This is a genomic window from Nitrincola sp., from assembly GCF_048264025.1.
GTDB lineage: Bacteria > Pseudomonadota > Gammaproteobacteria > Pseudomonadales > Balneatricaceae > Nitrincola.
Genome location: NZ_JBLXDN010000010.1, coordinates 49,933 through 69,348, shown reverse-complemented (window position 1 = coordinate 69,348; position 19,416 = coordinate 49,933). Strand labels below are relative to the sequence as shown.

Sequence of the window (19,416 nt, the reverse complement as noted above, 5' to 3'; positions counted from 1 at the left end):
GTCACTACGATCTTATGATCGATAAATCTGTGATAGATCGAATCGTACTTGGACTTTTCTGCCCTCCAAGCTCACCATCTACTATTCTATCTAACCTAGAGCCGAAGTAAGTCATAACTTTCAATTTAGACCTTGCAGGAAAGGCAGCTGATGGATTGGCTGAAGTCGAAATAATCGGACCACCCCAAGCCTCACACAAGGATTTAACCACAGGGTGTGCACTAACACGTATGGCCACCTGGCTGTGCTGCCCCTTTACCCAGTCCGGTACCAAGCCAGTAGGGTCAGGTAGCAACCAGGTATTCGGGCCGGGCCAGGTCTGATCCAGCCAGGCCAACTGTTCAGTTGTTAACCCTCGTAACAAGGGCGCTATTTGTGCTTGAGAAGCCGCCACCAGAATCAATCCTTTATGTACTGGACGACGCTTGAGCCTAAGCAGCCGCATCACCGCAGACTGATCATAGGGATCACAACCCAACCCCCAAACAGCTTCAGTAGGGTAGGCTATTACCCCTCCAGACTGCATAACGCGCACTGTCTGTTGTAACTGCCAAGCATTCATAGTCAATAATCAGGTTGAGGAAAAACTAAAAACAGCTGGAGGAGAACCAGGCAACAGTGCAGCCACCTGATTTACCCGTTGCAGCAGGGTGTCTATATCAGCGGCAACCAGATTAACATGACCCAGCTTACGCCCCGCACGCTCCGTTTTACCATAGAGGTGCAAATGCGCGCCTTCCACAGCCAAGATAGCCGCAGCATCCCCCATACAACCAATGATGTTGATCATGCAGGTAGGGGCTATCGCCTGGGTCGAACCCAGCGGCAAGCCCTGGACAGCTCTCAGGTGATTTTCGAACTGGCTGGTGATCGCGCCATTTTGCGTCCAGTGCCCGGAGTTATGCACACGCGGAGCCATTTCATTCGCCAGCAGCGTGCCATCCGCTTGCTGAAACAGCTCAAGTGTCAGCACACCAACGTAATCAAGCGCATCTAACAGCTTGTGAATATAGTTTTCAGCCTGCTGCTGCACGGCGTCACTCAAATCAGGCAAAGGCGCCAGTGAATAGCGAAGGATGCCGTCGGCGTGGTTGTTTTCAGCCAGTGGATAGAAAACCACTTCACCTTGCTGACCACGTACAGCAATGATCGACACTTCGCGAACAAAGGTAACAAAAGCCTCAACAATCAGACGTGCATGGCCAATCTGCGCCCAGGCTTCCTCGGCTTGAGCTGGATCACGCAGCACCGCCTGGCCTTTGCCGTCATAGCCCTCGGTTATGGACTTGGCCACTACAGCAGGTGCTCCGGCCTGCATCAGCGCAGCACAGGCTTGGGCCAATTCATCAGCTGAGCTGACCAAACGATAGTCAGCAACAGGGATAGACAACTGATCAAACAGGGCCTTTTCTGCCTCGCGGTTCTGGCACACCCGTAATGCCTCAACGCCAGGATACAGCGCCTTTTGCTGGGCCACTTGTTGTACCAGCACCAAGGGTAGGTGCTCAAATTCATAGGTGACCAGATCTACCTGCGAAAGAAAGTCGTCCAACTTTGTACCCGAGGCATCACTCAGCGTTGTGCCAATATCGGCACTCGGACTGCCGGTGGTATCAAAAAAACTAAAACGATTACCGAGCGGATAACCGGACAAGGCCAGCATTTGCCCCAACTGACCGGCACCTAGGACACCTATTCGCATGGGTTTATTCACCTTCATTCAACCTCGAGGATCCGAGTTATCCATCACATTTCGGGTTTGCTCTTCTCGGAAGCGCTGCAGGGCTGATCTGACAGTCGCATCCTGTAAAGCCACAATTTGTGCGGCAAGAATGCCGGCATTGGTTGCGCCAGCTTTACCGATTGCCAGGGTACCCACAGGTACGCCACCTGGCATCTGTACAATAGACAACAACGAATCCATACCACTCAACGCCTTTGACTCAACCGGCACACCCAGTACTGGCAGGGCCGTCTGCGACGCGACCATGCCTGGCAGATGCGCAGCACCACCAGCACCGGCTATGATCACCTGCAAGCCTCTGTCGGCTGCACTCTTGGCATAGTCAAATAGCAGGTCAGGTGTACGGTGTGCCGAAACCACCCGTGTTTCATAGGCAACGCCGAGCGTTTCCAGCATATTCACGGCATGCTCCATGGTCGGCCAATCTGACCGGGAACCCATAATTACCCCAACTTTTGGCTGCATTGTCTAAATCCTGTTACACAAAACAAGGCACCGGGAAGGCACTTGTAAAAAATGAAAGCCCAGCAGGATACCCTTAAACGCTGGACGGGAAAAGTGAAACAGTTTCATCTGTCATTAAGCAAGCGCCGCGTAGCGGTTGCCTGTAACGGCTATTTTACCGGCAAGTTCTAACTTTATCAGCTGCTGCTGTAGTTCACCTATAGCCAACCCCGTTTCCGTGCGTAATGCATCCAGCGTCCAGGGTTCTTGCTGCAACAATGCAAACAGCGGCTGTAGTTCCGTTGCAACCGTCTCGGCGCTACTCTTAAACGGTATTGCAGCCGATGAATCCTGCAAAAAACCCAGCAAGGGTGCCAGAGGCTCACAAATATGTGCAGGGGTTTCAACCAATACCGCACCCTCGCGTATCAACGCATGACACCCCCTGGCCAGCGGGTTACTCAGCGCACCGGGCAGGGCGAACACCTCACGTCCCTGTTCCATTGCCAGCCGGGCGGTAATCAAAGAGCCACTGCGCAACGCCGCTTCGACCACCAGTGTACCTACACTTAAGCCACTGATAATGCGATTACGTCTTGGAAAGTGCTCTGGACGAGGCTTGGTGCCAGGCGGAAACTCGGAAACTAATGCCCCGCCTTGAGCCAGAATAGCCTCGGCCAAGCGCGTATTACAGCGCGGGTAAATAAGCTCAGGGCTACTGCCCAAAACGGCCAGTGTTGGTTTTGCCACGTTGAGCGCTCCCTGATGGGCGGCCGCATCTACGCCCTGCGCAAGCCCGCTGGTTATTACGAACCCAGCACTCGCTAGAGAAGCAGAAAGCTGTAGGGCCGACTGCAAGCCACTTCGCGAAGGCTTGCGACTACCAACAATCGCCAGTTGAGGGCAAAAGAGAAGTTTTACATCGCCACGCAACCAAAGAACCGGAGGTGGATCATCAATTTGACGCAGCAAAGGAGGGTAATCTGGACCATCGAAACCTATAACCTGCAGCTCAAGCGATTCAGCCACTTGGAGTAGTTGATCCGCATACCGGTAGAGTTTTTCAACTGAATTAGATTTAAAGAAATGCCGAGTATCGGTACGTAATCGCACCCTATCCGGAAGCCGTTGTGTGAGGATATCAGCCGGTGTGTAACCGGCAGCTGTCAGCTTGGCCAGCGTTGCCGGACCTAACCCCGGCACCTGACTGACAGCGACCCAGTCCCTTGGATCGCAGCGCATAATAAACTCCTGTTAGCTGGGGTTACGAATTTCATCCCCAACAGAAATGACATTGGTTGCTCGCATAATCAAGCCGTAGCTGACCTTGTCGAATGACTTGAACACCATGAGTATTCCAGCATGCTCCGAGGGTAATTGAACCGTATCACGAGCGACAGGATCGCGTATGACCTCACCAGTGCGGTAAATGGAAAACACATGTCCAGGCTCGATCTGCTCACGCTGACCGACATTCAGCACCACAGCATCATACTGTCCGGCACTGGATACCCCTTTTAGCAAGCCTATAATGCGACCTTCCTGCCCATCGGGAGCAGGTTGGGGATAGAACATAGACTGAATGCGAGTTTCTTCGGTTGGTAGCACCCGGTAAGTTGCCCGGACCTCTTCATTGGAACTACGCAGTTCCAGCGAGATAATATCCTCTTGTACTGCTGATATCGTGGCGTCAGCAACCTTAAACAACTCGTACCCCAAAAACTCGCCGGTAACTGGATCTACATATTCACGAGCAGGACGATACACCGCCTGATTGGGGTCATCGCGCACTAACTCACCTCGAGCATAGGCCCTATCTCCGGCGCCAGTGACTAATCGACGATTATCACCGCCAACCACGTAGGGTGCACTCTCTAACAGATCATCCTGAACTACGAGGTTGTCACTGATAAAGCTATTGATATCGCGCAATGAAATTCCAGGAATCGCCTGTTCCAGCGGCATATCTCGAACCTGTGGGCTCAGGCGACCGTCACCAGGTCGCAAACCCAGCCTTGGCTGGCCATCAACCCAGGTCAGATAAATAACATCACCAGGATAAATCAGATGGGGATTGTCGATCTGCGGATTCACTCCCCAGATTTCCGGCCAGCGCCATGGACGATTCAGGAAATGCCCGGAAATATCCCACAGCGTGTCACCTTTTATTACAACATACTCGTTTGGATAACCCTGTTTCAGCTGTAACTGATCTTGACTGGTCTGAGCTGCAGCCACACTGGAGAAAAGCAAGCCTGCTGTCAGCAGCCCACATAGCAGTTGTTTCATATCCGCTTCCCTTTGATCAGACACCGTGACCGCTTCCAATTTTCCGCTTATCCGGTAATTAAAAGCACTTCCTGGCATCATAACAATGCATTCAGTTTTGTATTCAGTATAATAGGCTTAATAGACTAAAACGTCACCTATCTGACCCATTCTAGCCTCTTAATATGATGCAGACCTATGTCCAAGCTCAATATTCTTGAATTTCCTGATCCACGTTTACGCACAATTGCGGAACCCGTAGAAATTGTTGACGATGAAATCCTTCAACTCATCGATGATATGTTTGAAACCATGTACGATGCCAACGGCATAGGACTAGCGGCAACGCAGGTCAATGTTCACAAGCAGGTAGTCGTCATGGATCTATCCGAAGATGCCTCTGAGCCGTTAGTGCTAATCAACCCCAGCTTCGTAGTATTAGAGCAGGAACAGGATGAGATGCAGGAAGGTTGCCTGTCTGTGCCCGGTTTCTATGAAACGGTCAAGCGCCCCAAACATATCAAGGTGGATTTTCTCGGCCGCGATGGCACACCCCAAAGTTTTGAGGCTGAAGGCCTGCTGGCTGTGTGTATTCAGCACGAACTGGATCACCTCAATGGCAAACTATTTGTTGATTACCTGTCCAAACTAAAGCGCAGCCGTATTCGTAGCAAACTGGAAAAACAGCACAAACTCGACCAGTTGCCTCAACACTGATCACATGTAACCGGAGCCCTGTGCATGAACTCGCCGCTACGTATCGTTTTTGCCGGCACACCGGAGTTTGCCGCCAGCAGTCTGGCGGCGCTCCTCGAACATTCATATCAAGTCATCGCCGTGTATACCCAGCCGGACAGACCGGCTGGTCGCGGACGAAAGCTATTACAAAGCCCGGTCAAACAACTCGCTCTACAGCATAATCTTCCAGTTTATCAACCACTCAACTTTAAGACTGAACAGGCTATTGCTGAACTTGAAGCACTTCAGCCGGATCTGATGATCGTTGCTGCTTACGGCCTACTCCTGCCACAGTCAGTCCTTAGCTTACCGAAACTGGGCTGCATTAATGTGCATGCGTCACTGTTACCCCGCTGGCGAGGCGCCGCACCGATTCATCGTGCACTACTGGCTGGTGATCATCAAACTGGCATCACCATCATGCAGATGGATGCAGGCCTGGATACCGGTGCAATGCTGTATAAGCGCAGCACAGATATTCTGCCGGATGATACGGCTGGCAGCTTGCATGACCGTCTGGCTACACTTGGCGCCACGACGCTGATAGACAGTCTGGCCGCACTTACACAGGGGCAACTGGACGCTGAAAAACAGGATGACGGCCAGGCCTGTTATGCCGCCAAGCTGGTAAAAGAAGAGGGGCGTATTGACTGGTCGCTGCCTGCCCCACAACTGGCTGTACAGGTGCGCGGGCTGAATCCCTGGCCTGTTGCCTTCTGCCTACTTGGAGATGAAACCTTGCGTATCTGGCAGGCCGAAGCAAACATCTCTGCAAAAACCACCGCTGAGCCTGGCACACTGACTGCCATTCAGCGTGACGGCCTTGAGGTTGCCACCGGTCAAGGCTCGTTGAAGCTCACCCATATTCAACTACCCGGCAAACGGGCCCAGCCAGTGAGCGCCTTGCTGAACGGCCAGCACCCGTTTAGTGTCGGCATGAGGTTTTCCTAGTGACCGATGTACGCCTGGTTGCCACTCAGCTTATCACTGGATTACTCTCCCAGCAGGGCTCCATTGCTTCACTATTGCCTGACGCCCAAAAGCAGATCAGCGAACGCGATACCGCCCTACTACAGCAACTCTGTTATGGCTGTACGCGAGAGTTTTTCCGCCTGGATGCACTGGCCCAGCACCTGCTAAAAAAGCCCTTTCAGTCCAAGGATTATGATCTCTATGCTGTACTGCTGCTGGGCTTATATCAGCTGCGTGAAATGCGCATACCCGAACACGCGGTTGTGCATGAAACTGTTGAGCTGACACGCCTATTGAATAAAGACTGGGCAAAGGGCTTGATCAATGCGGTGCTCCGCCGTTACCAGCGCGAAGCGATAGCTCTGGACCAGACACTCTCACAACACTCGGATGCTTACCACTGGAATCATCCGCAATGGATTCTCGATAAGCTCAAGCACAACTGGCCGGAGCAATGGCAATCAATCCTGGTTCAGAATGATATCAAAGGCCCATTGACCCTCCGAGTTAATAAGCACTTACTATCTCGTGAAGACTACTTAAATAAGCTGTCAGAAGATGGCATAACCGCTAGAGCAGGCACCATGTGTGACCAAGCCATCATTCTGGACGAGCCAATGGACGTGCACCTACTTCCAGGCTTCGATCAAGGCTGGTGCAGTGTCCAGGATGAAGTTGCGCAACTGAGCGGCTATCTACTCGATGCCAAGGCTGACGAGCAAATACTCGATGCCTGCGCAGCACCGGGTGGAAAACTCGGACAGTTGCTTGAACTGTTACCGGAAGATACATCCGTTACCGCACTGGAACTCAGCGAAGCTCGCTCGCAACGCATCCATGCTAACTTACAACGCTTGAATTTCAGCCACCGCTGCCAGTTAATCAATGGTGATGCCGCATCGCAAGACTGGTGGGATGGCACCCTATATGATCGAATTCTGCTGGACGCACCCTGTAGCGGCAGCGGTGTCATCCGCCGCAACCCAGATATCAAGCTACTGCGCCAGAATGAAGACCTACTGAAACTGGCCAGCCTGCAACTGAGCATTCTCAGCAATCTCTGGAGTCTGCTAAAACCCGGAGGAACGCTGCTCTACGCCACTTGCTCAGTATTTCCACAGGAAAATGAACGTATTATTGAGCGTTTCTGTAAGCAACAACCAGAGGCCATACATCAACCGCTGGAATTGTCCTGGGGGCTCGCGCGCCCCCTGGGTCAGCAATTTTTTCCACAGTTACACAGCCATGATGGCTTCTTTTATGCCAAACTGATCAAGTCGATCGACAGCGGACTCAGCAGATCATGAATATAATTATTTTAGGGGCAGGGCAGGTAGGCGGCACACTGGCCGAAAACCTGGCTAGCGAAGCCAATGACATTACTATCATCGATACAGATCCAGCCAGGTTACGTGAACTTGCGGATCGGCTGGATATACGTACGCTTGATGGTCCTGCCTCTAATCCCTCCATGCTGGCGCAAGCCGGTGCGCGTGATGCTGATATGCTGATCGCCGTCACCAATTCTGACGAAGTTAACATGATCGCCTGTCAGGTTGCGCACACTATTTTCAATATACCAACCAAGATTGCACGTATTCGTGAACACGACTACCTCTACAACGACAGGGCATTATTTGGCTCCAAATCCATGCCAGTTGATGTATTAATCAGTCCGGAAGAGTCAGTAACACGACACATCAAAAAAATGATTCAGCATCCCGGTGCTCTGCAGGTGCTGGATTTTGCTGAAGGTAAAGCACAGCTGGTTGCTGTACGTGCCTACTATGGTGGACCACTTGTGGGTCGGGAAATTTCATACCTGCGTGCGCACATGCCGAATGTTGATACACGTGTAGCAGCTATTTTTCGTCAGGATCGACCCATCATACCCAAGGGCGACACCATCATTGAAGCCGATGATGAAGTGTTCTTTATTGCCGCACAACGTGACATCCGCTCCGTTATGAGTGAACTCCGACGGCTGGATAAGCCTTATCGTCGTATCCTGATTGCAGGGGGAGGCAATATAGGTGCCAGGCTGGCTGAAAGCCTGGAGCAGACATTTCAAGTCAAGATCATTGAGCGCTCGTTACCGCGCTGCCAGCTTTTAGCCAAAAAACTTAATAACACCATAGTGTTGCATGGCAGTGCATCTGACCGTGATCTGTTGATTGAAGAAAACATTGAAGACACTGATGTATTCTGTGCCCTGACAAATGATGACGAAGCCAACATCATGGCATCAATGCTGGCGAAGCGGCAAGGTGCGCGCACGGTTATGACACTGATTAACAACCCTGCTTACATTGACCTGGTGCAGGGTGGTGTTATCGATATCGCCATCTCTCCCCAGCAAACCACCATAGGCTCCTTGCTGACACATATACGTCGTGGTGATGTTGTTGCTGTACACTCCTTGCGTCGCGGCGCAGCCGAAGCCATGGAGGCGATTGCACACGGTGACCGCAACTCATCCAAGGTCGTTGGACGCGCCATCGAGGATATTAACTTACCTCAGGGCACTACCATTGGCGCCATCATTCGTAATGATAAGGTATTGATCGCACATGATGATATCGTGGTAGAAAATAATGATCATGTCATTCTTTTCCTGGTTGATAAACGCCGCATTCCCGAAGTCGAGCGCCTGTTTCAGGTTGGTTTGACCTTCTTCTGAGGCCGCTATTATGCATTACCAGCTAACACTGCGCGTTCTTGGAATTCTGCTGATGCTGTTCAGCCTGGCACAGATTCCTCCTATCGCAGTCTCATTTTATTTTGTCGATGGAGCACACCGAGCTTTTATCTCTGCCTTTTTTATTCTGTTATTTTGCGGTTTTTTGTTGTGGGTACCTTTCTACCGGGTAAAGGGTGAGTTGCGCATTCGCGATGGCTTTCTGATCACCGTGTTATTCTGGTCTGTATTAGGCGTATTTGGTGCCATTCCACTCTACCTGTCGCCTACGCCGGATATGTCACTGGTTGACTCCGTATTTGAATCTATTTCAGGGCTTTCGACGACAGGTGCTACCGTAATCACCGGTCTGGACCACCTGCCCAAATCGATTCTTTACTACCGACAACAACTCCAGTGGCTTGGCGGCATGGGTATCATCGTTCTTGCTGTGGCTATTTTGCCTATGCTGGGAATCGGAGGAATGCAGTTGTTTCGTGCCGAAATTCCGGGGCCAGTAAAAGATACCAAGCTAACTCCGCGTATTACCGAAACAGCCAAGGCGCTATGGATTATCTACGCCATTCTGACATTTCTGTGTGCTTTAGCTTACTGGCTCGCCGGCATGTCACCCTTTGATGCGATAGGGCATAGCTTCTCAACTGTTGCTCTGGGTGGATTTTCAACCTATGACGCTAGCATTGGAGCTTTTAACAGTGCGACTATCGAGCTCATTGCCATTTTCTTCATGGTCCTTTGCGGCATGAACTTTGCGCTACATTTCTTTGCCTGGAGACAGCGCAGTCTGTTTCATTACTTTGGTGATTCTGAAGTACGCTTTTTTCTGAGCATTTTACTGCTAACTTTCGTCATTACCTTTTCCGTATTGTTGATTCATGAAACCTATCCACCCATAAACTCATTGCGCAATGCGGCTTTCATGACGGTATCGGTTGCTTCTACCGCTGGATTTTCCACAGGGAATTTTGCTTACTGGCCAGTGATGTTGCCATTTATGCTCTTTGTTACCGCCTTTATTGGTGGCTGTGTCGGTTCAACGGGTGGAGGCATGAAAGTGATCCGAATCCTACTTATCCTGAAACAGGGCTATCGAGAGTTACAGCGCCTGGTTCACCCCAATGCTATTTTTCCGGTCAAATTAGGTCGTCGCACGATACCGGATAAAGTGCTACAAGCCGTGTGGGGGTTTTTCTCGGTTTACTTGCTGATTTTTATCATTATGATGATTGCGCTAATGGGAACAGGTCTCGACCAGGTCACCGCCTGGTCTGCCGTCGGGGCAACCATTACCAACCTGGGCCCTGGACTGGGTGATGTCGCTAACCACTACGGGGATATCAACAGCACGGCAAAGTGGATCCTGTGCTTTTCAATGCTGCTGGGACGGCTTGAAGTCTTCACTCTGTTGGTACTCTTCACTCCGGTATTCTGGCGCCGCTGATCAGTAAACGCGCGCAGCGCCCTCAGGTCGTGAATTAAAGCGTTTGTACTCCCATTGGTACTGCGCTGGTAATTCACGCACACAGCACTCAACAGAGCGGTTCATGGCCGCAGTTGCCAGCACAATGTCCTTAAGTGCAATATCTGCCTCAGCTTCACTGAAATAAATATCAAATCCTTCAGCATTATCCAGCCGCTTGGCATATCCACAAATTACTGTTGCCCCTGTTTGTGCCGCCAACTGTGGCAGCAATGACATAGTCAGGGCAGGGGTACCAAAAAAATCAGCAAACACACCGCTGCCAACATCCGGTTCCTGATCCGGCAATATGCCAACCATTTCACTGCGCTTAAGTGCCTTCATAACTTTACGCACGCCTTGCACATTGGCAGGCGCCATATCTGTACCCAAACGCGCTCGCATGCGTTTAATCAGGTTATCCATCTGTTTCTGGCGAGGGGGCTTGTACATGGCGGTGAAGGTATAGCGGTTGGACAAGTACAGATTCAGAATCTCCCAATTGCCAAGATGTGGTGCAATCAAAATCACGCCTTTTCCTTTGGCGATTCCTTCGGTAATCAACGCTTCATTATGTACCCTGCGAATTACTTTCAATGTACGCTTAACTGGCCAAAGCCAGGACATGCCCATTTCAGCAATTGACTGTCCAGTCTGCTCAAGGCTTTGCTGGATTAGCTGTTGCTGCTGTTGATCAGATAGCTCAGGAAAACATGTAAGCAAATTTACTCGCGTAGTACGGTACACTCGACTGCTATCACCTTGTCGGTAGAAATACCGCCCCAAACGCCTCCCTAACCCTTGCGCCCATCGCAAAGGCAACAAGGCAGTAATCCCCAGCGCCAAAATAGCCAGCATGCCCTTAATCGTTTTCATATCCACTCCAACCGGATTTTTGACTTATTATACCCATCTTGCGTTAAGACCTATCAAGTTTCTCTGATGGGATCACGCTCTATAGACCTTGTTCATGTATAATTATGGGTTTGTTTTGATCCTATCAACAGTTAAGGTGATTCACGTGACTGATAAGGCTACTACAGACGTTAGCACATTTCAGGGCCTGATCCTCGCCCTGCAGCAGTACTGGGGTGATCAGGGTTGCGTTATCGTACAACCCCTTGATCTCGAAGTCGGGGCAGGGACTTTCCATCCGGCGACGTTTTTGCGTTCTATCGGTCCGGAGTCCTGGCGCTCGGCTTATGTACAACCCAGCCGTCGTCCTACTGATGGCCGCTACGGCGAAAACCCCAACCGCCTGCAACATTATTATCAATTCCAAGTGGTTCTTAAACCCTCGCCCGACAATCTTCAGGAGCTTTTTCTCGGCTCCTTTAAACATATCGGAATCGATCCACTGATCCATGATATCCGCTTTGTCGAAGATAACTGGGAATCTCCGACACTGGGAGCCTGGGGGCTCGGATGGGAAATTTGGCTAAACGGTATGGAAGTAACTCAGTTCACCTATTTCCAGCAGGCGGGCGGCCTGGAATGCTATCCTGTTACCGGTGAGCTGACTTATGGTCTTGAGCGCATCGCCATGTACCTGCAAGGCGTAGATAGCGTCTATGATCTGGTATGGGCAAAACAACCAGATGGCAGCGTGGTGACCTATGGCGACGTGTTTCATCAGAACGAAGTTGAGATGTCGACCTATAACTTCGAACATGCCGACGTGCCAACACTCTTCAGCAATTTCGATCATTACGAGCGGGAGTGTAACAAGCTACTTGAAGCATCCTTACCCCTGCCGGCTTATGAAATGGTGCTTAAAGCATCGCATACGTTCAACCTGCTGGACTCGCGGCACGCGATTTCAGTAACAGAGCGTCAGCGTTTCATTCTTAGAGTAAGAACCCTTGCACGACTGGTAGCCCATGCTTATTTCGACAAGCGCAAAGCCCTGGGATTCCCACTTGCACCGGAACCTATTCGCCAAGAAGTTTTAGCTGCCAGCGAGGAGAAACACTAATGTCTGCACGGGATTTTCTGGTAGAGATCGGAACTGAAGAACTACCGCCAACCTCCTTAAAGGCTCTTGCCAGCGCATTTCTAAGCGGCATTGAGTCAGGCTTACAGCAAGCAGGGTTAAACTATGCCAGCGCCTGTTATTTTGCCGCACCGCGCCGCTTAGCCGTTAAGGTTTGCGCATTAGATGAACGCCAACCAGATCGTGAATTTGAAAAACGCGGTCCTGCCACACAAGCACCTGCGCAGGCGGTTGAAGGCTTTGCCCGCTCTTGCGGTGTTAGCGTTGAGGCATTGATTCAAACCGAAGTAGGCAAGGGCAGTTACTTCGTTTACCGCGGCATTGAGGCGGGAAAAGCATCTGAAGAGTTACTCGCGGATATAGTATCTGAATCTCTCAACAACTTACCTATTCCAAAACGCATGCGCTGGGGTAGTAGCCGTACGGAGTTCGTACGACCGGTTCATTGGCTTGTAATGCTGCTGGGCGAAAGCGTCATCCCCTGTGAAATTTTAGGTCTCAAGTCTGGGCGTAAAACTCGCGGTCATCGCTTTCATTATCCGCATGATATTGAGCTGTTATCTCCCAGCGACTATCTTCCAAAACTTCTATCGCCTGGAAAAGTGATCGTTGATTTTAATCAACGTAAAGAAAAAATTCGCGAGCAGATATTAGCCGAAGCTCTGAAAGTTAACGCAGAAGTCGTTATTGACGAAGAGTTGCTTGATGAGGTTTGTGCCCTAAACGAATGGCCTGTTGCCTTGACCGGACGCTTTGAAGAACGTTTTCTTGAGGTGCCATCTGAAGCTCTGATCTCTTCAATGAAGAGTAACCAAAAATACTTTCACCTGATTAACACTCAGGGCAAGCTACTGCCTTATTTTATTACGGTTGCCAACATTGAGTCTCTTGATCCAGCACAGATCATATCAGGTAACGAAAAGGTTATTCGACCACGCTTAGCGGATGCAGCCTTTTTCTTTGAACAGGACCGCCAATCCACTCTGGCTTCTCGTATTGAGAAACTCAAAAGCATTGTGTTCCAGCATGATCTAGGCACCCTGCATGACAAAACTGAGCGTGTCAGCAAACTCGCCAGCAGCATTGCTCGCCTGATTGATGGTAACGCAGAGTTTGCAGACCGCGCAGCGTCGCTGTCAAAGTGCGACCTGATGACCAACATGGTATTTGAATTCACCGAGCTTCAAGGCCTGATGGGTTACTACTATGCTAAGCATGACGGTGAAGATAATGAGGTTGCTCTGGCGCTCAACGAGCAGTATATGCCACGGTTTTCTGGCGATGAACTTCCCAGTACCAAGACCGGCATGGCACTGGCATTAGCGGATCGCATAGATACCATCACCGGTCTTTTCGCTATTAACCAGCCACCCACAGGCTCCAAAGATCCTTTTGCACTACGCCGCCAATCTCTTGGTGTACTGCGCATTATCATTGAGCACTCGCTGGATCTGGACCTAGCTCAGCTGGTTCAACTTGCTGCGTCCAACTACCCGGACCTTCCTGGCAGTGCCAATGTCACTGAGCGTGTCATCGACTTTATGCTGGAGCGCTTACGTGCCTGGTATGAAGAGAAGGGCGTGTCTGTTTCTGTTTACCAGGCTGTCCACGCGCTGAGACCCACACGCCCACTTGACTTCAATAAGCGTGTCATCGCTGTATCCGATTTTGCGCAACTACCAGAAGCTAATGAACTTGCAGCGGCCAACAAGCGCGTTGCCAACATTCTGGCAAAGCAGATCACTGCTGATTCTTCTAGTGTTGTGGACTCGACACTTCTCACTGAAGATGCTGAAAAAGATTTGGCTGCAGCGGTTTCAGTACTAAGCAAGCAGACACAACCCTTGTTTGCTCAAGGCAAGTACCCGGAAGCCATGACTTTGCTTGCGGCATTGAATCCGCAAGTAAACCGTTTCTTTGATGAGGTGATGGTTATGGCTGAGGATGATGCTACCAGACACAACCGTTTAGCATTGCTTGCACAGCTTCGCGAACTGTTTCTTGGTACTGCGGATATTTCGCTACTATAGCCATCGATCCAGCGATTCATAAAAACCCTGCTTGCAGGGTTTTTTATTGCCTGGATGTTTCACGTGGAACACGACGAGCAAAGGAAGCATGAGTAGCTTGGGTCACACGAAATACAGTCAGAGAAAGTATAGGCAACTTGTTTCACGTGAAACAAAATCAGAGGGAGGGGTATTATCTAACAGAGCATGCTATCCATGCGCCCGCGGCATATAGTGCCATGGACGGCACCTATGCAGAACGCAGGAGCAGTTTTCTGCCCATACATCCTGTACATGCACCCGTGGAATATAGCGCCATGGACGGCACCTATGCAGAAAACGCAGGAGCGGTTTTCTGCCCGTACATCCTGTACATAAAAAAGGAGGCCGAAGCCTCCTGGTGTTTTGCGCTGCTAACGATCAAACATCAAGGTTAGATACGTTCAACGCATTCAATTCAATGAACGCACGGCGCGGCTCAACATCATCACCCATCAGGGTAGAGAAGAGCTTGTCGGCACCAATCACATCATCGATGGTAACCTGCAGCATACGGCGAGCATCAGGGTCCATAGTAGTTTCCCATAGCTGATCCGGGTTCATTTCCCCCAGACCTTTATAGCGCTGTACATTATTACCGCGACGGGAGATATCCAGCAGCCAGGTAATACCATCACCCAGGTTACGTAACGGATAAACTCGTTCACCACGCTGAAGGTAAGCACCTTCCTCCAGCAGTCCCTGCAACTCTTCACCCAGTTCTGCAATGGATTGATAATCGCGCGAACGGAAAAACTCCTGATCAAAGCGATAGGTCACATCATTACCATGCTGGGTAAACATAACAACCGGGATAAACTGACTATGCTCGCGATCTTCAACTACGGAACAGCTGTACCACGAAGAGGAGGAACTCACATGATCGGAAAGATAGCCGGACAGCAACTCAACCCAAGCTGACACAGCCTCTTTGTCGTAGAGATTTTCAACTTCTAGTTTTTTCAAGTACATCAGCTGCCCGAGTACAGATCGGGGATAAACACGACTGATACGATCAATCAGGGATTCAACATGGCGATACCGTGAAATGAGTTTTTCCAGCGCTTCACCAGAGATTGCAGGTGCATCAGCTGAAGGGAACAGCTGAGCACCATCAAGCGCGCCTTGTAACAGGTATTGTTCAAGCGCAGCCTCATCTTTAAGGTACTGCTCTTGCTTACCCTTACGTACCTTGTACAGTGGCGGCTGAGCGATATAGATATGACCACGCTCAATCAACTCAGGCATTTGCCGATAGAAGAAGGTCAGCAACAGTGTACGGATGTGCGATCCATCCACGTCAGCATCGGTCATGATGATGATGGAGTGGTAGCGTAGCTTATCTGGATTAAATTCATCCCGACCGATACCACAACCTAATGCCGTAATCAGGGTGCCGACCTCGGCGGAGGTAAGCATTTTATCAAACCGGGCTTTTTCGACGTTCAGTATCTTACCTTTAAGCGGCAAGATAGCCTGAGTACGACGATCACGACCCTGCTTGGCAGAGCCACCCGCCGAGTCGCCCTCCACCAGGTAGATTTCTGATAGCGCAGGATCCTTTTCCTGGCAATCAGCAAGCTTGCCGGGGAGGCCAGCAACATCCAATGCTCCTTTACGACGGGTCATCTCACGTGCTTTACGCGCCGCTTCACGTGCACGGGCGGCATCGATCATCTTGGAGACAATAGCTTTGGCATCCTGAGGATTCTCTAGAAGATAGTCCGACAGGTTTTGTGCCATCATCTGCTCAACCGCAATTTTAACCTCGGATGAGACCAGCTTGTCTTTGGTCTGAGAGGAGAACTTAGGATCAGGAACCTTGACAGAAATGATGGCGTTAAGGCCTTCACGTGAATCATCACCAGTGGTAGCCACCTTACCATTTTTGTTCAGCTGCTCATTATCTATGTAGTTATTCAGGCAGCGGGTGAGAGAGGCACGAAAACCTGAAAGGTGGGTACCGCCGTCGCGCTGTGGAATATTATTGGCGAAACAATGAATACTTTCCTGATAGCTATCGTTCCACTGCATCGCAACTTCAACACCAACTCCATTCTCATGCATGGCATTAAAGTGGAAGATCGAGTTAACCGTAGTTTTACTCTGGTTCAGATAAGCCACAAATGAAGCCAAGCCACCTTCATACTCAAAAACTTCTTCACGACCCGCACGCTCATCCTTCAGGCGGATACGCACGCCGGAGTTAAGGAAGGAGAGTTCGCGCAAGCGCTTAGCCAGCAGGTCAAAATGGAAATGAATGTTGGTGAAGGTATCTTCAGACGGCTTGAAGCGCACAATGGTACCAGTTGAATCGGTTTCACCCACGACCCGCAAAGGCGCAACAGGAACACCGTGACGATACTCCTGCTCATGTACTTTGCCATCACGGCGAATGGTCAGAGTCAGCTCACTGGAGAGGGCGTTAACAACCGATACACCCACACCATGCAGACCACCGGAAACCTTGTAGGTGTTATCGTCAAACTTACCACCGGCATGCAATACTGTCATGATGACTTCAGCCGCCGAAACGCCTTCTTCTTCATGAATATCCGTAGGAACACCACGGCCGTTATCAAACACAGTGACGCTTTCATCCGGATGAATAGTAACAGCCACTTCCGAGCAATAGCCGGCCAGCGCTTCGTCTATACCGTTATCTACAAGTTCAAACACCATATGATGCAGACCACTGCCATCGTCGGTGTCACCTATGTACATACCAGGACGTTTTCTGACGGCATCGAGTCCTTTCAGAACTTTGATACTCGATGAATCGTAACTATGGTTTTCACCACTCATTTTACACTCCTAGCGTTACCGACTGATTAAGCGGCCGGCATCCAGATGAAAGAGCGCCAGATCCGTATCCGGCGACCAAAATTCGGTTAATGTGTCTGGGTCGACACAGGTGATGAAGCATTGATCCTGGCTCTGCTCAAGAAATTCACAGAACAACCGGGCATGCGGCTCATCAAGTTCAGAGGGCAGGTCATCGATCAGATAGATACAAGGGCGTTCAGCTTTTTGCCGAAACACCTGCCCTTGCGCCAGACGTAATGCACTGACGACCAGTTTCTTCTGACCACGTGAAAGACGATCTGCGGCATTAACACCTCCGCAGCGAAAGCGAAGATCGGCACGCTGAGGCCCGGAAAGCGTAAACCCTTGTGCCGCCTCCCTGTCATATTGATCAGCTAAAACAGCCATCAGTTCCCGCTTACTATCCCAGCCAGGATAAAACTTCAGATCAACGTCAACATCACCCAAGAGCACCGAAAGAATACGTTTGAACTCCGGTAGCAATGTGGCGATGTAAGCCTGTCGATGGCGGGTTAACTGTTCGCCGTAGCTTACAAACTCACGATCCCAGACCTGCATCTGGAACCTGTCGATTTTACCATATTTCAATAAAGAATTTCTTTGTTTCAGTGCACGCTTAAAACCACGCCACAGCGTTATAAACACTGGGTCAGCATGAAAACCACCCCAATCAACAAACTGGCGCCTAATTGAAGGGGAGCCATCCAGTAATTCGAAGGTCCCACTGTAGAGGACCTGAACGGGCAGAAGACTGGCGAGTTCAGCAGAATCCAGCGAATGGCCATCAAAACGCACCCTGACATCGCCCTCAAGCGTGCGTTCTACGCCGAGCGGCAGGAGGTGGGTAGATGATTGCACCCTGGAAAATACCAAGGCAGATGACTCCCCCTGAGCAACCAGATGACGCAGCTCATTGGTACGGAAGGAGCGGGTTGTGGATAAAAAATGAATTGCTTCCAGAATGCTGGTTTTACCACTGCCATTCTGGCCGGAGATAATATTGATCCGTGACGCCGGAGAAAAACTCAGGGTCTGAAGATTGCGAATTCTGGAAATCTGCAGCTCAGAGATAGACATGAATTAAAAGCAGGAGAGAGCCTAGCTCCCTCCAACCAGATTACATACGCATCGGCATGACGACATAGACAGCGTCATTTTCATCGTAGCCCTGCACTAATGCACTGGAGTTAGCATCCGACAGGATCAGGCGCACAACATCGGAGTTGAGGATAGAAAGCACGTCCAACAAATAATTGACGTTAAAGCCTATCTCCAAATCCTGACCTTCATAATCAATTGCCAAGGTCTCTTCGGCTTCTTCCTGTTCTGGATTATTGGCAGTCACTTTCAATAAGCCATTGGACAGGTTCAAGCGCACACCACGGTATTTTTCATTCGACAGAATGGCAATACGCGTAAACACCTGGCGTAATTCCTGCCGGTCACCCAACAGAACCTTGTCGCCGTTACGCGGAATCACACGGTTGTAATCAGGAAACTTGCCATCAACCAGCTTTGAGGTAAAGGTGAAATCACCTACAACCGCACGAATGTGACTCGATCCTATGACCAGTGTGACCGGCGCATCCCCACCTTGAAGCAAGCGAGCCAACTCCAGAATACCTTTACGCGGCACAATAATCTGGTGCTCAAGACCCGATTCAGCCTCAACTGGCGTCAAACAGGTGGCTAAACGATGGCCATCCGTCGACACAGCACGCAGATTCGCATCGCGCACTTCCAGTAGCATACCGTTGAGGTAGTAGCGCACATCCTGCTGCGCCATAGAAAAGCCGGTTTTCTCGATCAGCTGACGTAACGCGGACTGAGGCAAGGAGATGGTCATCGCCTCAGGACTGTCTTCGACATTAGGGAAATCAGCGGCGGGCAGTGTTGCCAATGAAAAGCGGCTACGGCCAGCTTTGATACGTGCTTTTTCGTCAGTGACAGTGATTTCGACCAACGCATCATCTGACAGTGATTTACAGATGTCCATCAGCTTACGGGCTGGCACAGTTACCGAGCCAGGCTCAGATAGCTCCTGTAGCGGAATCCGCGCTACCAGTTCGACTTCAAGATCGGTACCGGTCAGGGACAACATACCCTCCTCAGCAACCAGAAGAATATTGGAGAGAACCGGCATGGTCTGACGGCGTTCAACTACACCAGCCACCAACTGCAGGGGTCTGATCAGTGCTTCTCTGGAAATGACGAATCTCATGGCTT

16 protein-coding genes are annotated in these 19,416 nt (G+C 50.5%); 7 read left to right on the top strand and 9 right to left on the bottom strand.

Annotated features, from left to right (window positions below; genetic code table 11):
* Window positions 1-4: 4 nt before the first annotated feature.
* From ACN0R1_RS09560 to ACN0R1_RS09540, 5 genes are all read right to left on the bottom strand, one after another.
* The gene (locus tag ACN0R1_RS09560) at window positions 5-562 is read right to left on the bottom strand and encodes an L-threonylcarbamoyladenylate synthase (protein ID WP_417582224.1); all 558 of its coding nucleotides are present in this window, start codon (window positions 560-562) and stop codon (window positions 5-7) included.
* 9 nt (window positions 563-571) lie between these two features.
* The gene (locus tag ACN0R1_RS09555; RefSeq protein WP_417582222.1) at window positions 572-1,702 is read right to left on the bottom strand and encodes a 5-(carboxyamino)imidazole ribonucleotide synthase; all 1,131 of its coding nucleotides are present in this window, start codon (window positions 1,700-1,702) and stop codon (window positions 572-574) included.
* 18 nt (window positions 1,703-1,720) lie between these two features.
* A complete protein-coding gene (purE, locus tag ACN0R1_RS09550) occupies window positions 1,721-2,209 on the bottom strand; it encodes a 5-(carboxyamino)imidazole ribonucleotide mutase (protein ID WP_417582220.1) in 489 nt (162 codons plus the stop codon).
* A 114-nt stretch (window positions 2,210-2,323) separates the two neighbouring features.
* Entirely contained in the window at window positions 2,324-3,430 is a 1,107-nt protein-coding gene (gene dprA / locus ACN0R1_RS09545; protein ID WP_417582218.1) for a DNA-processing protein DprA, read from the bottom strand.
* A gap of 12 nt (window positions 3,431-3,442) precedes the next feature.
* Window positions 3,443-4,477, bottom strand: a complete 1,035-nt coding sequence (locus tag ACN0R1_RS09540) for a LysM peptidoglycan-binding domain-containing protein (protein WP_417582216.1) — start codon at window positions 4,475-4,477, stop codon at window positions 3,443-3,445.
* A gap of 177 nt (window positions 4,478-4,654) precedes the next feature.
* Here ACN0R1_RS09540 and def point away from each other — a divergent pair, with 177 nt between their 5' ends.
* Genes def through ACN0R1_RS09515 form a run of 5 tightly spaced genes read left to right on the top strand, consistent with a single transcriptional unit; the run spans window position 4,655 to window position 10,305 of the window.
* Window positions 4,655-5,173: a peptide deformylase gene (gene def, locus ACN0R1_RS09535; RefSeq protein WP_417582214.1), complete on the top strand. Its 519-nt coding sequence runs from the start codon at window positions 4,655-4,657 to the stop codon at window positions 5,171-5,173.
* Between the two features lie 24 nt (window positions 5,174-5,197).
* On the top strand, window positions 5,198-6,145 hold the full coding sequence (gene fmt, locus ACN0R1_RS09530; RefSeq protein ID WP_417582212.1) for a methionyl-tRNA formyltransferase: 948 nt from the start codon (window positions 5,198-5,200) through the stop codon (window positions 6,143-6,145).
* Entirely contained in the window at window positions 6,145-7,473 is a 1,329-nt protein-coding gene (rsmB, locus tag ACN0R1_RS09525; protein WP_417582210.1) for a 16S rRNA (cytosine(967)-C(5))-methyltransferase RsmB, read from the top strand. The genes fmt and rsmB overlap by 1 nt, the downstream gene beginning before the upstream one ends.
* Complete coding sequence (trkA, locus tag ACN0R1_RS09520; RefSeq protein ID WP_417582208.1) at window positions 7,470-8,846, top strand: Trk system potassium transporter TrkA; 1,377 nt, start codon at window positions 7,470-7,472, stop codon at window positions 8,844-8,846. The genes rsmB and trkA overlap by 4 nt, the downstream gene beginning before the upstream one ends.
* 10 nt (window positions 8,847-8,856) lie before the next feature.
* The gene (locus ACN0R1_RS09515) at window positions 8,857-10,305 is read left to right on the top strand and encodes a TrkH family potassium uptake protein (RefSeq protein ID WP_417582206.1); all 1,449 of its coding nucleotides are present in this window, start codon (window positions 8,857-8,859) and stop codon (window positions 10,303-10,305) included.
* Here ACN0R1_RS09515 and ACN0R1_RS09510 read toward each other — a convergent pair whose 3' ends face one another.
* Entirely contained in the window at window positions 10,306-11,199 is an 894-nt protein-coding gene (locus ACN0R1_RS09510) for a lysophospholipid acyltransferase family protein (protein WP_417582204.1), read from the bottom strand.
* A 94-nt stretch (window positions 11,200-11,293) separates the two neighbouring features.
* Between ACN0R1_RS09510 and glyQ the strand changes: the two genes are divergently transcribed.
* Together glyQ and glyS are read left to right on the top strand one after the other, a co-directional pair.
* Entirely contained in the window at window positions 11,294-12,298 is a 1,005-nt protein-coding gene (gene glyQ, locus ACN0R1_RS09505; protein WP_417582202.1) for a glycine--tRNA ligase subunit alpha, read from the top strand.
* A complete protein-coding gene (gene glyS, locus ACN0R1_RS09500; protein ID WP_417582200.1) occupies window positions 12,298-14,346 on the top strand; it encodes a glycine--tRNA ligase subunit beta in 2,049 nt (682 codons plus the stop codon). The genes glyQ and glyS overlap by 1 nt, the downstream gene beginning before the upstream one ends.
* Window positions 14,347-14,745: 399 nt before the next feature.
* Here the strand turns inward: glyS and gyrB are convergent, their stop codons facing one another.
* The 3 genes from gyrB to dnaN are packed head-to-tail and all read right to left on the bottom strand — an operon-like array spanning window position 14,746 to window position 19,411.
* A complete protein-coding gene (gene gyrB / locus ACN0R1_RS09495) occupies window positions 14,746-17,169 on the bottom strand; it encodes a DNA topoisomerase (ATP-hydrolyzing) subunit B (RefSeq protein WP_417582198.1) in 2,424 nt (807 codons plus the stop codon).
* Between the two features lie 15 nt (window positions 17,170-17,184).
* Window positions 17,185-18,267 carry a DNA replication/repair protein RecF gene (gene recF / locus ACN0R1_RS09490; RefSeq protein ID WP_417582196.1) on the bottom strand — a complete coding sequence of 361 codons (1,083 nt, stop codon included), beginning with the start codon at window positions 18,265-18,267 and terminating at the stop codon, window positions 17,185-17,187.
* 40 nt (window positions 18,268-18,307) lie between these two features.
* Window positions 18,308-19,411, bottom strand: a complete 1,104-nt coding sequence (gene dnaN / locus ACN0R1_RS09485) for a DNA polymerase III subunit beta (protein ID WP_417582194.1) — start codon at window positions 19,409-19,411, stop codon at window positions 18,308-18,310.
* Between the last annotated feature and the right edge of the window lie 5 nt (window positions 19,412-19,416).

Excerpts from the sequence above, each read along its gene's own strand:
- dnaN (WP_417582194.1), bottom strand. The coding sequence starts at position 19,411 with ATGAGATTCGTCATTTCCAGAGAAGCACTGATCAGACCCCTGCAGTTG.
- ACN0R1_RS09515 (WP_417582206.1), top strand. The coding sequence starts at position 8,857 with ATGCATTACCAGCTAACACTGCGCGTTCTTGGAATTCTGCTGATGCTG.
- ACN0R1_RS09510 (WP_417582204.1), bottom strand. The coding sequence starts at position 11,199 with ATGAAAACGATTAAGGGCATGCTGGCTATTTTGGCGCTGGGGATTACT.
- gyrB (WP_417582198.1), bottom strand. The coding sequence starts at position 17,169 with ATGAGTGGTGAAAACCATAGTTACGATTCATCGAGTATCAAAGTTCTG.
- ACN0R1_RS09555 (WP_417582222.1), bottom strand. The coding sequence starts at position 1,702 with ATGCGAATAGGTGTCCTAGGTGCCGGTCAGTTGGGGCAAATGCTGGCC.
- trkA (WP_417582208.1), top strand. The coding sequence starts at position 7,470 with ATGAATATAATTATTTTAGGGGCAGGGCAGGTAGGCGGCACACTGGCC.
- purE (WP_417582220.1), bottom strand. The coding sequence starts at position 2,209 with ATGCAGCCAAAAGTTGGGGTAATTATGGGTTCCCGGTCAGATTGGCCG.
- ACN0R1_RS09560 (WP_417582224.1), bottom strand. The coding sequence starts at position 562 with ATGAATGCTTGGCAGTTACAACAGACAGTGCGCGTTATGCAGTCTGGA.
- def (WP_417582214.1), top strand. The coding sequence starts at position 4,655 with ATGTCCAAGCTCAATATTCTTGAATTTCCTGATCCACGTTTACGCACA.
- glyQ (WP_417582202.1), top strand. The coding sequence starts at position 11,294 with ATGTATAATTATGGGTTTGTTTTGATCCTATCAACAGTTAAGGTGATT.
- recF (WP_417582196.1), bottom strand. The coding sequence starts at position 18,267 with ATGTCTATCTCTGAGCTGCAGATTTCCAGAATTCGCAATCTTCAGACC.
- dprA (WP_417582218.1), bottom strand. The coding sequence starts at position 3,430 with ATGCGCTGCGATCCAAGGGACTGGGTCGCTGTCAGTCAGGTGCCGGGG.
- glyS (WP_417582200.1), top strand. The coding sequence starts at position 12,298 with ATGTCTGCACGGGATTTTCTGGTAGAGATCGGAACTGAAGAACTACCG.
- fmt (WP_417582212.1), top strand. The coding sequence starts at position 5,198 with ATGAACTCGCCGCTACGTATCGTTTTTGCCGGCACACCGGAGTTTGCC.
- ACN0R1_RS09540 (WP_417582216.1), bottom strand. The coding sequence starts at position 4,477 with ATGAAACAACTGCTATGTGGGCTGCTGACAGCAGGCTTGCTTTTCTCC.